Source organism: Streptomyces sp. NBRC 109706 (genome assembly GCF_000974485.1).
In the GTDB taxonomy this organism is placed as follows: domain Bacteria; phylum Actinomycetota; class Actinomycetes; order Streptomycetales; family Streptomycetaceae; genus Streptomyces.
The window spans coordinates 117,130-132,236 of the sequence record NZ_BBOM01000014.1; the positions used below are offsets into that span (position 1 = coordinate 117,130).

Consider the following 15,107-nt stretch of genomic DNA (forward strand, 5'->3'; position numbering starts at 1 on the left):
GCCGCCTCAGCGGCCGGCCCGGCGCTGGGCGCGCAGCTCCGCGCCGACGCCGTGCATATGGGTCAGGGCCTGCCGGTAGGAGTCGATCAGCCCGGTCTCGGCGTAGGAGACGCCGACCTCCCGGCAGTAGTGGCGCACCATCGGCTGGGCCAGCCGCAGGTTGACCCTCGGCATGTTGGGGAAGAGATGGTGCTCGATCTGGTAGTTGAGACCGCCCATCATCCAGTCGGTGACCAGCCCGCCCCGCACGTTGCGGGAGGTCAGTACCTGGCGGCGGAGGTGTCCCCAGCGCACGTTGGGGTCGGGCATCTCCATCCCCTTGTGGTTGGGGGCGAAGACGGCGCCCAGGTGCAGCCCGAACAGCGCGTGGTGGATCGCCGCGAAGAGCACGGCCTTGCCCGGCCCCATCGTGGTGAACAGCAGCGCGGCATAGGCGACGAAGTGCGTGACCAGCAGCAGGGACTCGATCACCCGCGCGCGGCTCTGCTTCTCCCAGCCCTCACCCTTGATCACCATCTGGATGCTGGCCACCTTCAGGGCGATGCCCTCCAGCAGCAGCAGCGGGAAGAAGAGGCGCGCCTGGTTGCGGGTGAGCCAGCGGGCGAAGCCGGTGCGCTTCTCGGCCTGTCCCTCGGTCCACACCATGACGCCCTCGCCGACGTCCGGGTCCTTGTCGAGGTGGTTGGGGTTGGCGTGGTGCCGGTTGTGCTTGTCGTTCCACCAGGCCGAGCTCATGCCGAGCGCCAGGTTGCCGTGCAGCAGGCCGAGCAGCCGGTTGACCTTGCGGCTGCGGGCGATCTGCGAGTGTCCCGCGTCATGTCCGTAGAAGGAGGTGCGGGTGGAGAAGAGCGCGAAGGGCACCGCCAGCAGGACCGTCCACCAGGAGTCGCCCAGCCACAGCATTCCGGCCACCACGGCGGCCATGGCCAGCGCGTTCACCGTGAGTCCTGCGGTGTACCAGCCGATGCGCCGCTCCAGGAGCCCTTGCCCCTTGATCTGCCGCATCAGCGGGGTGAACTCCCCCGCGTCGCCCGCGGCGGCACTCGCGGCGCGCGGCGGCTCGGGGGTGATGAGGGTGGCCTCTGGCATGGGAACTCCGGCACAGTCGACAACTACGTAACACCAGCTTAGAAACGGCGAGTTCCGGTTCCCATGGCATCAACACCCCAACGGGGGGTGTAGCCAGTGACACCATGGACCGGTGGGCCGACCCCCCTGCGGGGACGCGTCGCCCCGGCGTTCATCGGTCGTTTCGTTCCCGCTCCTGGCTGAGGTACGCTCGGCCGTCGCCAGCCCACTAGTCAAATTTGAGGAGATCTTCGGCGCGTGAGTCCGAGTCCACCATCCCCCGCTCAGGTCGGCGCGCTGATCGGCTGTGCCGCGACCTTTCTGCCCGCCGATCCCCCGCGGATGTCCCGGGTCGCCTTCTGGCACCCCGACGGCGAGGAGGTGGGCGTCACCGATCCGCCCGGCGAGCGGTTGACCGTGGCGCTGCCGGCCGCGGACGGGGAGATTCACCTGGTCACCGTGGTCGCCTCGGTGCTTCCGCTGCGCGAGGCGCTGCCCGTGCTGACCCGGGCGCGCGCCGGGCGCGGGGCGAGCGAGGCGGCGCGCTTCTGGGGGGCTGCCGCCGTGCTGGCGCTGCAACTGGCCGCGCAGGGAAAGCTGTTGCCCGGGCTCACCGCCTCGGACCACGACGCCTGGCGGCTCGGTCCACTGGGCGCCGCCGACGCCGAGCGGCTGCGCGCGCTGGCCGACGCCATGCCGGCGCACGCCCACGCCGTCCCACTGCCCGAGACCGCACACGACGGAGCTGCGGAGGACGGAGAGGACGGGGCGGGGCCGCTGCTGCCGTATCCGGGCCCGTTGCTGCGCGCCTTTCTGGACGCGGTCGCCGACGGGCTGCCGCGCACCCCGGCCGCGTCCCTGGCCGCCGGCGGGGACGCCTTCGCCGGCCGGGCCGTGGCGCGTCGCCCCGAGCACCGGACCTGGGCGACCGAGGTGGCGGCGGGGCATGACGCGGGGGTGCGGCTCTCGCTGCGGGTGGAGGTCCAGGCGCCGCTCGCCCCGGAGCCGGCGGAGGAGGCACGGTTCCGCGCGGTGCTCCAGGCGCACAGTCTGGCCGACGCCTCCGTGGTGGTGGACTCGTCCGCGCTCTGGGCCGCCTCCGCCCCGCCCGCCGAGCACTTCGGCCCGGGTGCGCGGCGCGATGTGCTGCTCACCCTCCGGCGGGCGGCCGCGGCCTGGGAGCCCTTGTCGCCGCTGTTGAGCGCGGCGGTGCCGGACGCGGTGGAGCTGGCGGACGAGGAGGTCGGCGAACTGCTGGCGGCCGGCACCCGTCGGGCGCTCGGCGCGGCCGGCCTCCAGGTGCACTGGCCCAGGGAGTTGGTGCGCACGCTCACCACCCACGCCGAGGTCGGCCCGCGTTCCGCGGCGGCGGCCGAGCCGGCCCGTTCGGTGGCGCCCGGGTTGCTGTCGCCCGACGCGCTGCTGTCGTTCCACTGGCGGTTCGCCGTGGGCGACACCCCGCTCACCCGCGCGGAGCTGGACCAACTCGCCGAGGCCGGACGCCCGTTGGTGCGGCTGCGGGACCAGTGGGTGCTGCTGGCGCCGGACGAGTTGACGCGCGCGCGGACGTTGCGGGATCGCGAGGTCGGCGCGGGTGAGGCGCTCAACGCGGTGTTGACGGGCGAGGCGGACGTGTCCGGGGAACGGGTGGCGGTGCGGCCCACGGGCTGGTTGGCCGAGCTGCGGGAGCGGCTGGCGGACCCGGAGCGCGCCTCGGCCGATCCGGTCGAGCCGCCGCCGACGCTGCGCGCCACGCTCCGCGACTACCAGCGGCGCGGCCTGGAGTGGCTGGATCGGATGACCTCGCTCGGCCTGGGCGCCTGTCTGGCCGACGACATGGGCCTGGGCAAGACGGTCACGCTGATCGCCCTGCATCTGCACCGTCAGCGCTCGCCCGAAACGGCCGGCCCCACGTTGGTGGTCTGTCCGGCCTCGCTGCTGGGCAACTGGCAGCGTGAGATCAACACGTTCGCGCCGGGTTCACGGGTGCGGCGCTTCCATGGCAGCGCGCGGGAGCTGACCGGTCTGGACGAAGACTCGTTCGTGCTGACCACCTACGGCACGATGCGGCTGGACGCGGACCGGCTGGCGGGCGCGGTGCGGTGGTCTTTGCTGGTGGCCGACGAGGCGCAGCACGTCAAGAACCCGCTCTCGGCGACCGCCAAGCGGCTGCGCTCGATTCCGGCCACGGCCAGGGTGGCGCTGACCGGGACGCCGGTGGAGAACAACCTGTCGGAGCTGTGGGCGATCCTGGACTGGACGACGCCCGGGTTGCTCGGCTCGCTGCCCGCGTTCCGCCGGCGCTTCGCGGACGCGGCGGAGGCGGGCGGCGATCCGGCGGCGACGGAGCGGCTGGCCCGGCTGGTGCGGCCGTTCCTGCTGCGCCGCCGCAAGTCCGATCCGGGCATCGCCCCGGAACTGCCGCCCAAGACGGAGACGGACCGGACGGTGACGCTCACGGCGGAGCAGGCCGGACTGTACGAGGCCGTGGTGCGCGAGGGGCTGGCCGAGGTGGCGGGGAGCGAGGGGGTGGCGAGGCGCGGCCTTGTGGTCAAGCTGCTCACCTCGCTCAAGCAGATCTGCAATCACCCGGCGCAGTTCCTCAAGGAGGACGAGCCGGTCCTCGGGGGGCGTTCGGGCAAGTTGGAGCTGTTCGACGAGCTGGTCGACACGATGGTGGCGGGCGGGTCGAGCGTGCTGGTGTTCACCCAGTACGTGCGGATGGCGCGGCTGCTGGAGGCCCGGTTGAGTGAGCGCGGGGTGGCGAGCCTGCTGTTGCACGGTGGCACCCCGGTGGCCGGCCGGGAGGAGCTGGTGCGGCGTTTCTCCGCCGGGGAGGCGCCGGTCTTCCTGCTCTCGCTGCGCGCCGCCGGCACCGGGCTCAACCTGACCAGGGCCGAGCATGTGGTGCACTTCGACCGCTGGTGGAACCCGGCCGTCGAGGCACAGGCCACGGACCGCGCCTACCGGATCGGCCAGGACCGGCCGGTGCAGGTCCACCGGCTGATCGCCGAGGGCACGGTCGAGGATCGGATCGCCGCGCTGCTGCGCCGCAAGCAGGCGCTGGCCGAGTCCGTCCTGGGGGGCGGCGAGGCCGCGCTGACCGAGCTGAGCGATGCCGAGTTGGCCGCGCTGGTGACACTGCGGCAGGACGACGCCGGGGAGGGGTTCCGTTGACCGGGGTGCGGGACGGGAACGACCGGGACGACGAGGTGGTGCTGGAGGCGCTGCCGCCCGCGCGCGGCCGTGGCTTCGCGAGCACCTGGTGGGGGCAGAGCTGGCTGAAGGCGCTGGAGGACAGCGCGTTGGACGGCGCCCGGCTGCGGCAGGGGCGTCGGCACGCCAGGGCCGGCGCGGTGGGCGCGGTCTCGGTGCGGCCGGGCCGGCTGACGTCGGTGGTGCGGACGACCTCCGGGGACGGCCGGCGGGCCGATGTGCTGCTGCGACGGCTGTCCGAGGCGGAGTGGGATCGTCTGCTCACGACGGCGGCCAGGGAGGCGGGGCATCTGGCGGCGCTGCTGGACCGGGAGTTGCCGCCCCGGCTGGTGGAGGACGCGGCGGCGGCCGGCGTCGATCTGCTGCCGGGGATCGGGGATCTGGAGGCGGACTGCGAGTGTGGCGAGTGGGATCACTGCGCGCACACCTCGGCGCTGTGTTACCAGATGGCCAGGCTGTTGGACGCCGATCCGTTTCTGCTGCTGCGGCTGCGCGGGCGGGGCGAGCGTGAGCTGTTGGCGGAGCTGCGGCGGCGCGGCACGGAGCGGGCGGCGGCCGCCGGCCCGGCCGGGCCGGCGGGGGTGCCGGCCGCCGTCGCCTACGGCAGGACGGTGCCGCCGCTGCCCGCGCCGCCGGAGCCGGTGCGGGCTCCAGGCCCGGTGCCGGGGCTGGCCGCGACCGGCGGCGGGGCGGCGCGACTGGATGTGGCGGCCCTGGAGTTCCTGGCCGGGGACGCCGCCGCGCGGGCCGGGCGGCTGTTGGCCGAGGCGCTGTCCCCCGGGCATGCGGCCAGCGCCCCGGCGGAGGAGCCCGGCCGGTGGCAGGACGCGGTGCGGCTGGCGGCGGTGGGGCCGCCGGCGGCGGCGCTGCGGCGGCTGGCGGCCGGCTGTGGGTGCGGGGGCGCGGAGTTGACGCGCGCGGCGCACGCCTGGCGGGTGGGCGGCGCGGTCGGTCTCGCGGTGCTGGAGGCGCCGGCGGGGCCGGCCGATCCGCGCGCCGCCGAGGCGGTGGCGCTGGCCTTTGCCGATGCCGATGCCGATGCCGATGAGCGTCCTGAGGTGCGGGGCGAGGGGAACCGTTTCACCGTGCGGGGCGCGGACGTTCAGCTGCGGTTCGGTCCTGACGGCCGCTGGTGGCCGTATCGCAAGGAGCGTGGGCGGTGGTGGCCGGCGGGCCCTTCGGAGCCCGATCCGGCCGCCGCCCTGGCCGCCGCTCGGGAGCGGCGGCCAGAGGCCGCGGCGGGTGGGGGTCAGGCCAGCGACTCGAAGACCGCGTAGTAGCCGCCCGACTGGCCGGCGGCGGTCGGGTGGTAGGAGTCGCCGATGGGAATGGTGACGCTGTGCAGCCAGGAGTCCGCCGAGCAGATCTCATGGCCGGTAAAGGCCGGGCGCACATCGCCGTAGGTGAAGCCGTGGTCGGCCGCGCGCTTGCCGGTCACCGTGCTGAGGTTGTCCGCGGCGCCGTTGATGGCGGCTCGGGCCTCCTCGCTGATGCCCAGCGCACAGCCGCCGTTCAGCTCGTACATGCGGGGGTAACCGAGCACGACCACCTGGGCGTTGGGCGCCGCACCGCTGATCGCGGCATAGACGGCGTCCAGCCGCCCGGGCAGGGTGTCGGTGATATAGGTGTTGGCCTCGGCGACGGCGGCCAGGCAGGCGTCGGTGCCCTGGAGCACACAGGTCTGCATGGCGTCGGCGAAGCCCGCGTCGTTGCCCCCGATGCTGATGCTGACGAGCGTGGTGCCGGCGTCCAGCGGGGCGAGCTGGCTGTTGATCACATCGGTGGTGACCGCGCCCGAGCAGGCGGTGAAGGCGAAGTCGTCCGGGGCGTTGGCGTCGGCCCACAGCTGGGGGTAGGCGACGGTGCTCCGTCGGCAGTCCCCGCTGGAGTCGTCGTAGGAGCCGGCGCCGACGCCGGAGGAGTAGGAGTCGCCCAGGGCCACATAGGAGCCCGCGGCGGTGGGGGTTTCGCCGGCGGCCTGGGCCGTGGTGGGGGTGAGGGCTGTGACGCCGAGTACGGCGGTCGCGGTGACGACCGTCATCAGACAGCGACGCAGGTTCATGGAACCTCCTGGGGGTCCGGTGGGGGGACGGATGACGCAGCAGCACTTACCCCGGCAAGTCGTGTCCATGCCAGGAGAGTTGACGCCCCACCGGGCCAACGAGGCCGCGCCACCCCGGGAAACGGCACCGTGGGCGGTGACCAGCGAAGTGATCGGTTACGAGCAGGCCGGGTAAGGGCTTGTCGAAAGCCCGCTCATCGTTTTAGCGTCTTCCAACAGCACGCCACATTTCTCAACATGGGGCCGGGTCGTGGTCGCCATGTCAGAAGGAGACGTATGCAGACGCGGCCCGAGGGCTCCCGGCTCCCGTACTTCGAAGACCCCTCCCCCGGCTCCGGAACTCTCCCGCCCCGCACGTGGTTTCCGTCCTCGGACGCGGCCAGGATCTCCCTCAACGGCATCTGGTCGTTCCGGCTCTCCCCCACCGCCAAGGCCGCCGACTCCTCCTTCGCCACCGCGAACGAGGAGTCCTTGGCCGACTCGGCCGACTGGCACCCGCTGACCGTGCCGGGCCACTGGGTGCTCCAGGGCCATGGTGCCCCCGCCTACACCAATGTGAAGTATCCCTTCCCCGTGGATCCGCCCCGGGTCCCGACGGAGAACCCGACCGGGGACCACCGTCGCGTCTTCGATCTGCCGGACGAGTGGCCGGACGGCGGCGAGAGCGTGCTGCGCTTCGACGGGGTGGACTCCTGCGCCCGGGTCTGGCTCAACGGCACCGAGCTGGGCACCTTCCAGGGCAGCCGGCTGCCCCACGAGTTCGCCGTCGGACACCTGCTGCGCCCCGCCGGCAACGTGCTGGCCGTCCGGGTCCACCAGTGGTCGGCCGGCAGCTATCTGGAGGACCAGGACATGTGGTGGCTGCCCGGCATCTTCCGGGACGTCACCCTCCTCCACCGCCCCCAGGGCGCGCCCACCGACCACTTCGTCCACGCCGACTACGACCACACCACAGGCCAGGGCACCCTCCGCGTCGACAGCGACACACCCGGCCGCGTCCTCGTCCCCGAACTCGGCCTCGACCTGGCCACCGGCGAACCCGCCACCGTTCCCGTCCACCCCTGGTCCGCCGAGACCCCACGCCTCTACACCGGCCAACTCCGCACCGAGGGCGAACGGATCGAACTACGCATCGGCTTCCGCACCGTGCGGATCGAGGACGGCGTCTTCCAGGTCAACGGCCGACGTGTGCTCTTCCGTGGGGTGAACCGACACGAGTTCCATCCGGAGACGGGCCGCGCCCTGGACCCGGAGACCATGCGCGAGGACGTGCTGCTGATGAAGCGGCACAACATCAACGCCGTGCGCACCAGCCACTATCCCCCGCACCCCGCGTTCCTCCAGCTCTGCGACGAACTGGGCCTGTGGGTCATCGACGAATGCGATCTGGAGACCCACGGCTTCTGCGACTTCGAGGACTGGCGCGGCAACCCGGTCGACGACGAGCGGTTCACCCCCGCCCTGCTCGACCGGGCCGAGCGGATGGTGGAACGGGACAAGAACCACCCCTCGGTGGTGATCTGGTCGCTGGGCAACGAATGTGGCAAGGGCGAAGGGCTCTCCGCGATGGCCCGCTGGATACGCGGACGCGATCCGGGCCGCGCGGTGCACTACGAGAACGACTACAGCTATCGGGACAGCGACTTCTACTCGCGGATGTACGCCCCGCACGACGAGGTGGAGCTGATCGGCCGCCGCGCCGAGGAGCCGCTGGCCGACCCCGAGTTGGACGCGCACCGCCGCTCCCTCCCCTTCCTGCTGTGCGAGTACGGCCACGCCATGGGCAACGGGCCCGGCGGACTGGCCGAGTACCAGCGGCTGTTCCGGGACCACGAGCGCTGCCAGGGCGGCTTCGTCTGGGAGTGGATCGACCACGGCCTCCCCAAGGTCACCGAGGACGGCAGGACCTACTTCGGCTACGGCGGCGACTTCGGCGAGGAGCTGCACGACGGCAACTTCGTCTGCGACGGACTGCTCTTCCCCGACCGCACCCCCTCGCCCGGACTGATCGAGTACCAGAAGGTCATCGAGCCGGTCCTGATCGAGGCCGATCCGGCCGCCGGGCTGCTCGACATCACCAACGACCAGAACTTCGCCGACCTTTCGGCACTGACCTTCAGCTGGCGCTACGAGGTGGAGGGCGAGGGCGTGGCCGGCGGACCGCTGACCGTTCCCCCGCTGGGCCCGGGCGAGACGGCGCGGGTGCCGCTGCCGGACGCGCCGCGCACCGGACGGGCCGGCCTCGCGGTCTGGACCTTCGAGGCCCGGCTCGCCGACGACACCCCCTGGGCGCCGCGCGGACACCGCGTCGCCTGGGCCCAACTCCCCGTGCCCACCGTGCCCGACGCGCGCAAGGACGGGCGCGCGGCGGTGGCAGCGCGGCGCGTGGCGGACCGGATCACCCTGGGCCCCGGGGTCTTCGACGGGGCGCTGGGCACCCTGCGGGAGCTGGGCGGACTGGCCATCCCGCACCCGCCCCGGCTGGATGTCTGGCGCGCTCCCACGGACAACGACCTGGGCGCCAGCTGGCAGTCCGACGAGCGGCACGCCCGGACCTGGCGGGCGTTGGGGCTGCACCGGGTCCAGCACCGGGTGGACGCCGTGGAACCCACGGACTCGGGCCTGACCGTCCGCACCCGGGTGGCGCCGGCCGCGGCCGAGGTCGGGCTGGCGACCGTCTACGACTGGCGGGCCGACGGCGGCGCGCTGCTGCTGACCGTGACCGTGACGCCCGAGGGGCCCTGGGCGAGCACGCTGCCCCGGGTGGGCCTGCGGCTCGGGCTGCCGGCGCGTTGGGACGCCGTCACGTGGCTCGGCGGCGGCCCGGGCGAGGCGTACCCGGACACCCGGACGGCGGCGCTGCTGGGCCGCTACCAGGCCTCCGTCGACCAGCTCCAGACGCCCTATGTCCGCCCGCAGGAGAACGGCGCCCGCGCCGACGTCCGCTGGGCCGAGCTGCGCGACCAGGCCGGCACGGGGCTGCGGATCGAGGCCGGCGCCGAGCCGTTCTGGTTCACCGCGCGGCGCTGGACCAGCGAACAGCTGGACGCCGCCGAGCACACGCCGGACCTGACCCCGGGCGATACCGTCTGGGTCAACCTCGACCACGCCCAGCACGGCATCGGCAGCCAGTCCTGTGGACCGGGACCGCTGCCCGAATACCATCTGCGGCCCCGGGAGTTCCGCTTCTCGCTGACCTTCGCGCCGCTGGCGGCGCGGTAGTGGACGGGCCGGGCGGGGCTCGACCCGCCCGGCCCCGGGTCAGGGCTTGACGCCGACGCCGCAGTGAACCGCCAGGGTGCGCATCTCCTCCGTGTCGGGCACCGGAGCGGTCGGACGCCAGTGGGGCGGCTGCACCAGTCCGGGCTCCAGCAGGTCGAACCCGTCGAAGAAGGCCCGAATCTGCTCCCCGGTACGCAGGTTGAGGGACGCGGTGGCCTGCTGGTAGACCTCCCGTGGGTCCTCCCCCGGGGCGAGGCGGTGGAAGTCATGGGTGGCATGGCTGAGCACCAGGCAGCTCCCGGGGACCAGCCGGGAGGTCAACTCCCCGACGATCGCGGCCGGGTCCTCGGCGTCCTCGACGAAGTGCAGGACGGAGACCAGCAACAGCGCCACCGGCTGGTCGAAGTCGATCAGCTTCTCGACCGTGGGGTGTTCCATGACGGCGCGGGGTTCCCGCAGATCGCCCAGGACGAAACCGGCGTTGCCCTCGTTGGTGAGCTTCGCGCCCGCGTAGGTCGCGACGATCGGATCGTTGTCCACATAGGCGACACGGATGTCGGGGTCGACTCCGCGGGCCACCTGATGCGTGTTGGGCTCCGTGGGAATCCCGGTGCCGATGTCGATGATCTGTCGGATGCCCCGTTCGGCGACGGCCCGGGTCGCCCGGTGCAGGAAGAAGCGGTTCTCCCGCGCGCCGGCCCTGATCTCCGGGGCCATGGCGAGGGCGCGCTCGGCGGCCAGCCGGTCCACCTCGTAGTTGTCCTGACCACCGAGGTAGTAGTCGTACATCCGAGCCGGGTGGGGCCTGCTGGTGTCTATCTGGTCGGCCGCGAATCCCTCTGTACTCACCCAACGCTCCGTTCGTTCTCCGACGTGGATCGCACGTTCTCGTCGTCCCGGCGCGGTGCCCACGCCCCCCGTGCGCGGGCACCGCGCCCTCTCGTCCCCATTCGGTGGGGTTCACACCAGGAGGAAGTCGGCCTCTCCGGACTTCACTCCCTTGATGAAGGTCGCCATCTCGTGGTGCGAGCAGATCAGCGCGGGGCCCTCCGGGTCGGTGGACTGCCGCAGCGCCACCCGGCCGTCCGTCAGCCGCATCGCCTCGACACAGCTGCCGCCGTTGCCCCCGCTCCACGGCTTGTGCCAGCCCTCGGTGCCGAGGTGGGCCGCCGGCATGCCGTTGTAAATGCGATCCATGGTTCAGATCTCCTTGCGAATACCACTGAGGATGGCCTCAGTGCGGTGCACGGGCGCGGCTTGTGCGCACATCCGGTCCAGCGCCTCCCGAAACGTCGAGACGTCGTCGCGCTGGTCGAAGTAGGCGGCGCCGACCAGGTTCTCGGCGCAGGCGATGTCCGACAGCTCCGGGACGGGGAACCGGAAGAGGTGGAACGGGCCGTACATCGCCGGATGCGGTCCGGCCGAGAACGGCATGATCTGCAGCCTGACGTTCGGGGTCGTCGAGGCCTCGATCAGTCGGGAGATCTGGCCGCGCAGCACCTGGGGCAGGCCGATGGGTCGGCGCAGCACCGTCTCGTCCATCACGATCCACAGCAGCGGTGGATGCGGTCGGCTCAACAGCTCCTGGCGGGCGAGCCGCAGGGAGACCAGCCGCTCGATCTCACTCGCCGGGGCGTGGGGCATCCCGGCGCGCAACACCGTGGTGGCATAGGCCTCGGTCTGCAACAGGCCGGGGACGTAGTGCGGTTCGTAGGCCCGGATCTGGTCGGCCTCGGCCTCCAGGGAGACGAACGCGCTGAACCACTCGGGCAGCACATCGCGGTAGCGGTGCCACCAGCCGGGGCGGTTGGCCTCGCGGACGAGGGCGAGGAAGGTGTCGATCTCGGCCTGGTCGGTGGTGCCGTAGATGCGGAGCAGCTTTTCCACATAGGGGACCTTGAGCCCGACCTGGGCCTTCTCCATGCGTCTGATGGTGGCGTGGGTGACATCCAGGGCGCGGCCGGCCTCCTCGAAGGAGAGCCCGGCCGCCTCGCGGAGGTCCTGGAGGCGTCTGCCCAACACCACCCGCAACGCGGTGGCTGCTCCGCTCGTGTGCCCACCGGCCACTATCCCACCCCACCAACTACCGTCATGGCAAAGGAGTCTGCCACGCCGTCAGCAAAACCAACAGACTGGAACGAACGATTCTGTAATTTGCAGGATGCCTCTTGCCGGATGCGAGGGACAGCGCGCACAGTAGTGTCGTGGCTTCCTCCTCGCGCGCCGACTCCCTGGTGCGACACGACAGCTCCGCGCTGCCGAGCGGTTGCCTGCGCTTCCGCCTGCCGGCGATACCGACATCGGCCGCGGAAGCACGCAGGCTCACCCGCCAGCAGCTCAACGAGTGGCGGGCACCGAGCGACACCTGCGACAGCGCCCAACTGGTGATCTCCGAGCTGGTCACCAACGCGCTCCGGCACACCGACAGCGACAGCGTCGGTTGCGAGGTGCGGCTCCTGGGCACCCTGCTGCGGGTCGCCGTCGCCAGCGACGGACGCGGCCCACGCGCCGTGCCGCGCACCGCCGGCGAGGACGACGAGAACGGCCGCGGGCTGCTGCTGGTCTGTTCGCTGGCCCAGGTCTGGGGCGTACGCCCGCACGACGCCGGCGCCGGCCATGTGGTCTGGGCCGACCTCCCCCTCGCCACCGGCGGCTGACCGCCGCCGCGCGTCACGCGCGGTCGCCGACGCCCCCTCCGACGCCCCCGGCGTTGAAGCGAGGGCCGCCGAACCGCCGACGCCGCGCCCACCGGGCCCACCCCCCGGCCGTGACATGGATCACCAAACGGCGGCGAACCAGGACCACGGGGGCGACGGCGGCGGCCGACCCACCGCACCCGCCGCGAGAACGGCGCCCACACCCCCTGACCCGCGCGATCCCGGCCAGGGCGGGCATCCCGCGCCTCTTCCGGCACCGCCTCAAGTCCCGTGACCGGCCGGCGAGCAGCCGAATCCCCCTCGGATATCCGGGGGTTCCCGCCCTCCGAAGCCGCCTTCACAAACCCGCCACTTTACCTTTCTATTACCATTGACCAAGCCGCGACGGAGGGTCGCGGCGCGGCTCCGTCAGCCGCCTCAGGACCCGGAGGAAGAGTGGACGTCTCGTTGACCATGTGGGTGCTCACCGTAGTGGTGTTGTGCGCCTTCATCGCCGTGGACTTCTTCTTTGGGCGCAAACCCCATGAGGTATCGCTCAAGGAAGCGGCCACCTGGACCATCTTCTGGGTGGTCCTCGCCGTGCTCTTCGGCATCGGTCTGTTCGTCGTGGAGGGATCCACTCCATCCGGCGAGTTCTTCGCCGGCTATGTCACCGAGAAGTCGCTCAGCGTGGACAACCTGTTCGTGTTCGTGCTGATCATGAGCAAGTTCGCCGTTCCGGCCAAGTACCAGGCGCGCGTTCTGATGATCGGGGTGCTGATCGCGCTGGTGCTGCGGGCCGGCTTCATCGCCCTGGGCGCGGCGCTGATCGCCAGCTTCTCCTGGGTCTTCTATATCTTCGGCGCCTTCCTGATCTGGACCGCCTGGCAGTTGATCAAGGAGGCCCGCAGCAAGGACGAGAACGAGGAGTACGAGGAGAACCGCTTCCTGAAGATGGTGGAGCGGCGCTTCCCCGCCACCGACAAGTACCACGGCACCAAGTTGGTGATCAAGGAGAACGGGCGCAAGCTGATCACCCCGATGCTGGTGGTCATGTTGGCGATCGGCAGCACGGACATCCTGTTCGCGCTCGACTCCATTCCCGCCATCTTCGGTCTGACCGAGGACGCCTATATCGTCTTCACCGCCAACGCCTTCGCGCTGATGGGGCTGCGGCAGCTCTATTTCCTCATCGGTGGCCTGCTGGAGAAGCTGGTGCACCTCTCCTACGGCCTGTCCGTGATCCTCGGCTTCATCGGCGTGAAGCTCGTCCTGCACGCGCTGCACGAGTCGGGCGGCGTGCACACCCCGGAGATCAGCACCGCGTTCTCGCTGACCGTGATCTGCGGCGTGCTGGTCGTGACCACGATCACCAGCCTCTACGCCACCCGCGGCGAGCGGGCGGAGGCGCGCGCCGGACGGCGCGACGGCGACGAGTCGGAGGAGGGCGCCCAGGAGTCGGCTGATCGCCGCTCCTGACCTGCCCTCCGGTACCGTGGGCCGAACGCCGCCGCCCGCCGGAACCCGGCGGCGGCGTCGGGCGTTTACCTCGCGTGGGGCACCGCGCACGATCGGTGGACAGGAGGCAGCTCATGGGGACGGAGCCCTCGGACCAGGACGAGCCGCGGGGCGGCGACGACGCGCCTCGCGAGGAGGACTGGGACAACCTGGTACTGGACGAGAGCTTCATACGCGGAGCCGAGGTCCGCGAGCCCACCGCCAGGACGCGCATGCTGCGTGAGCGCTGGAAGGACGGCGGCCCGTCCCCCCAGCCCTGGCGCTCCGACGAACCGCCCGCCGGCTGGGTGCACGGCTCCGGGCGGGACAAGCGGGGCAAGAAGGCCCGCAAGGACAAGCCGAAGAAGCGGCGTTGGTTCCGCCGGAAGAACAAGGGCGAGGATTCCTGACCCGGTGGTCCGGCCGCTGCCGGGCCGCCGTTCCGTCCCGTCCGATCACGCCGGCTGGTCCGGGGGCCTCATCGCTCGGGGGCCGGCGTCGAGCAGCCCCCTGGAGCCGTCATGCCGCCGTCCCCCGCCGAGCGTCCCGTGGATCGTCCCGCCCGGCGGTTCGCCGCCGTGGACACCGGCCGGCCCCCGGGAGGCGGAAGGCCCGGTGGGGTGCCGCTGCTGCTGGTGCACGGCTGGGGCGGCGACCGGGAGGACTGGGCCGCGATGCTGCCGCCGCTGGCCGCCGGGCACCGGGTGCTGGTCCCCGATCTGCCGGGGCACGGCCGGACGCCGGCGTGGCCGGGGCGGCACGCTCCCCGGCTGGTCGCCGACGATCTCGCCGACTGGCTCAGGGAGTTGGCGCCGGGACCGGTGGTGGCCGTGGGGCATTCGATGGGCGGCCAGGTGGTGACGGCGCTCTCCGTCGGGCATCCGGATGTGGTGCGCGCCTCGGTGACCGTGGCCACCGGCTTCGGTGGCCGGGCCACCGCCGCCGAACTGGCCGCCGACCAGACGGCGTTGCTGCGGGACCCGACCGGCTGGGCGGAGCGTTTCACGCGCCGGGCCGACGGCCCGACGACCCCGCCCGAGATAGGTGAACGTCACCGCCGCCTCTTCGCCGCCATGGACGCCGGGGTGCTCGCCGAGTACCGCGAGGCGATGTATCTGGCACCAGGCGCCACGGGCACGCGCCAGGCCGCCGAGGCGCTGCTACGCCGGCGGCGCCGTCCGGCGCTCGCGGTGCACACCAGCGCGGAGGCCGCCGCCTGGGAGCGGGCCCTGCCCGCGCCGCCCCCGCCCTCGACGGTGGTGCTGTGGCCGGAGTGCGGCCACTTCCCGCACGAGGAGCGCCCCGCCGCCCTGGCCGCCCTCCTGGAGGACTGGTGTCGCCGAACCGCGCCGATCGGCTAACGTAACGCCATGCGATCGTTCCACCATCACCGGGGCATTTCCCCG

12 protein-coding genes are annotated in these 15,107 nt (G+C 72.4%); 7 read left to right on the plus strand and 5 right to left on the minus strand.

From position 1 onward, the window contains the following. Nucleotides 1–6: 6 nt before the first annotated feature. Nucleotides 7–1,089 carry an acyl-CoA desaturase gene (locus tag AOM46_RS30170; protein ID WP_062217726.1) on the minus strand — a complete coding sequence of 361 codons (1,083 nt, stop codon included), beginning with the start codon at nt 1,087–1,089 and terminating at the stop codon, nt 7–9. A 321-nt stretch (nt 1,090–1,410) separates the two neighbouring features. On the opposite strand from AOM46_RS30170, the gene AOM46_RS30175 reads away from it, so the two are divergent. Beyond that, a complete protein-coding gene (locus AOM46_RS30175; RefSeq protein WP_078857342.1) occupies nt 1,411–4,245 on the plus strand; it encodes a DEAD/DEAH box helicase in 2,835 nt (944 codons plus the stop codon). Next, the gene (locus AOM46_RS30180; protein ID WP_067226718.1) at nt 4,242–5,561 is read left to right on the plus strand and encodes an SWF or SNF family helicase; all 1,320 of its coding nucleotides are present in this window, start codon (nt 4,242–4,244) and stop codon (nt 5,559–5,561) included. The genes AOM46_RS30175 and AOM46_RS30180 overlap by 4 nt, the downstream gene beginning before the upstream one ends. Here the strand turns inward: AOM46_RS30180 and AOM46_RS30185 are convergent. Beyond that, nucleotides 5,534–6,346, minus strand: coding sequence for an SGNH/GDSL hydrolase family protein (locus AOM46_RS30185; protein WP_062217731.1), 813 nt, complete (start codon nt 6,344–6,346; stop codon nt 5,534–5,536). The two genes, AOM46_RS30180 and AOM46_RS30185, sit on opposite strands and share 28 nt — an antisense overlap. Nucleotides 6,347–6,622: 276 nt before the next feature. Here AOM46_RS30185 and AOM46_RS30190 point away from each other — a divergent pair, with 276 nt between their 5' ends. Then, on the plus strand, nt 6,623–9,568 hold the full coding sequence (locus AOM46_RS30190; RefSeq protein WP_062217735.1) for a glycoside hydrolase family 2 TIM barrel-domain containing protein: 2,946 nt from the start codon (nt 6,623–6,625) through the stop codon (nt 9,566–9,568). A 39-nt stretch (nt 9,569–9,607) separates the two neighbouring features. Here AOM46_RS30190 and AOM46_RS30195 read toward each other — a convergent pair whose 3' ends face one another. From AOM46_RS30195 to AOM46_RS30205, 3 genes are all read right to left on the minus strand, one after another. Beyond that, entirely contained in the window at nt 9,608–10,417 is an 810-nt protein-coding gene (locus tag AOM46_RS30195) for an SAM-dependent methyltransferase (protein ID WP_062217737.1), read from the minus strand. Nucleotides 10,418–10,528: 111 nt separating this feature from the next. Continuing rightward, nucleotides 10,529–10,765, minus strand: coding sequence for a DUF397 domain-containing protein (locus tag AOM46_RS30200; RefSeq protein ID WP_062217741.1), 237 nt, complete (start codon nt 10,763–10,765; stop codon nt 10,529–10,531). A 3-nt stretch (nt 10,766–10,768) separates the two neighbouring features. Beyond that, the gene (locus AOM46_RS30205) at nt 10,769–11,593 is read right to left on the minus strand and encodes a helix-turn-helix transcriptional regulator (protein ID WP_107080226.1); all 825 of its coding nucleotides are present in this window, start codon (nt 11,591–11,593) and stop codon (nt 10,769–10,771) included. 179 nt (nt 11,594–11,772) lie between these two features. On the opposite strand from AOM46_RS30205, the gene AOM46_RS30210 reads away from it, so the two are divergent. From AOM46_RS30210 to AOM46_RS30225, 4 genes are all read left to right on the plus strand, one after another. Then, complete coding sequence (locus AOM46_RS30210) at nt 11,773–12,225, plus strand: ATP-binding protein (RefSeq protein ID WP_234314122.1); 453 nt, start codon at nt 11,773–11,775, stop codon at nt 12,223–12,225. Nucleotides 12,226–12,660: 435 nt separating this feature from the next. Beyond that, the gene (locus AOM46_RS30215; protein ID WP_062217747.1) at nt 12,661–13,683 is read left to right on the plus strand and encodes a TerC family protein; all 1,023 of its coding nucleotides are present in this window, start codon (nt 12,661–12,663) and stop codon (nt 13,681–13,683) included. A 113-nt stretch (nt 13,684–13,796) separates the two neighbouring features. Then, nucleotides 13,797–14,111: a hypothetical protein gene (locus AOM46_RS30220; protein ID WP_234314123.1), complete on the plus strand. Its 315-nt coding sequence runs from the start codon at nt 13,797–13,799 to the stop codon at nt 14,109–14,111. 111 nt (nt 14,112–14,222) lie between these two features. Continuing rightward, nucleotides 14,223–15,062, plus strand: a complete 840-nt coding sequence (locus AOM46_RS30225; RefSeq protein ID WP_062217749.1) for an alpha/beta fold hydrolase — start codon at nt 14,223–14,225, stop codon at nt 15,060–15,062. The last annotated feature ends 45 nt before the right edge of the window (nt 15,063–15,107 follow it).

Excerpts from the sequence above, each read along its gene's own strand:
- AOM46_RS30170 (WP_062217726.1), bottom strand. The coding sequence starts at position 1,089 with ATGCCAGAGGCCACCCTCATCACCCCCGAGCCGCCGCGCGCCGCGAGT.
- AOM46_RS30175 (WP_078857342.1), top strand. The coding sequence starts at position 1,411 with ATGTCCCGGGTCGCCTTCTGGCACCCCGACGGCGAGGAGGTGGGCGTC.
- AOM46_RS30185 (WP_062217731.1), bottom strand. The coding sequence starts at position 6,346 with ATGAACCTGCGTCGCTGTCTGATGACGGTCGTCACCGCGACCGCCGTA.
- AOM46_RS30190 (WP_062217735.1), top strand. The coding sequence starts at position 6,623 with ATGCAGACGCGGCCCGAGGGCTCCCGGCTCCCGTACTTCGAAGACCCC.
- AOM46_RS30200 (WP_062217741.1), bottom strand. The coding sequence starts at position 10,765 with ATGGATCGCATTTACAACGGCATGCCGGCGGCCCACCTCGGCACCGAG.
- AOM46_RS30220 (WP_234314123.1), top strand. The coding sequence starts at position 13,797 with ATGGGGACGGAGCCCTCGGACCAGGACGAGCCGCGGGGCGGCGACGAC.
- AOM46_RS30225 (WP_062217749.1), top strand. The coding sequence starts at position 14,223 with ATGCCGCCGTCCCCCGCCGAGCGTCCCGTGGATCGTCCCGCCCGGCGG.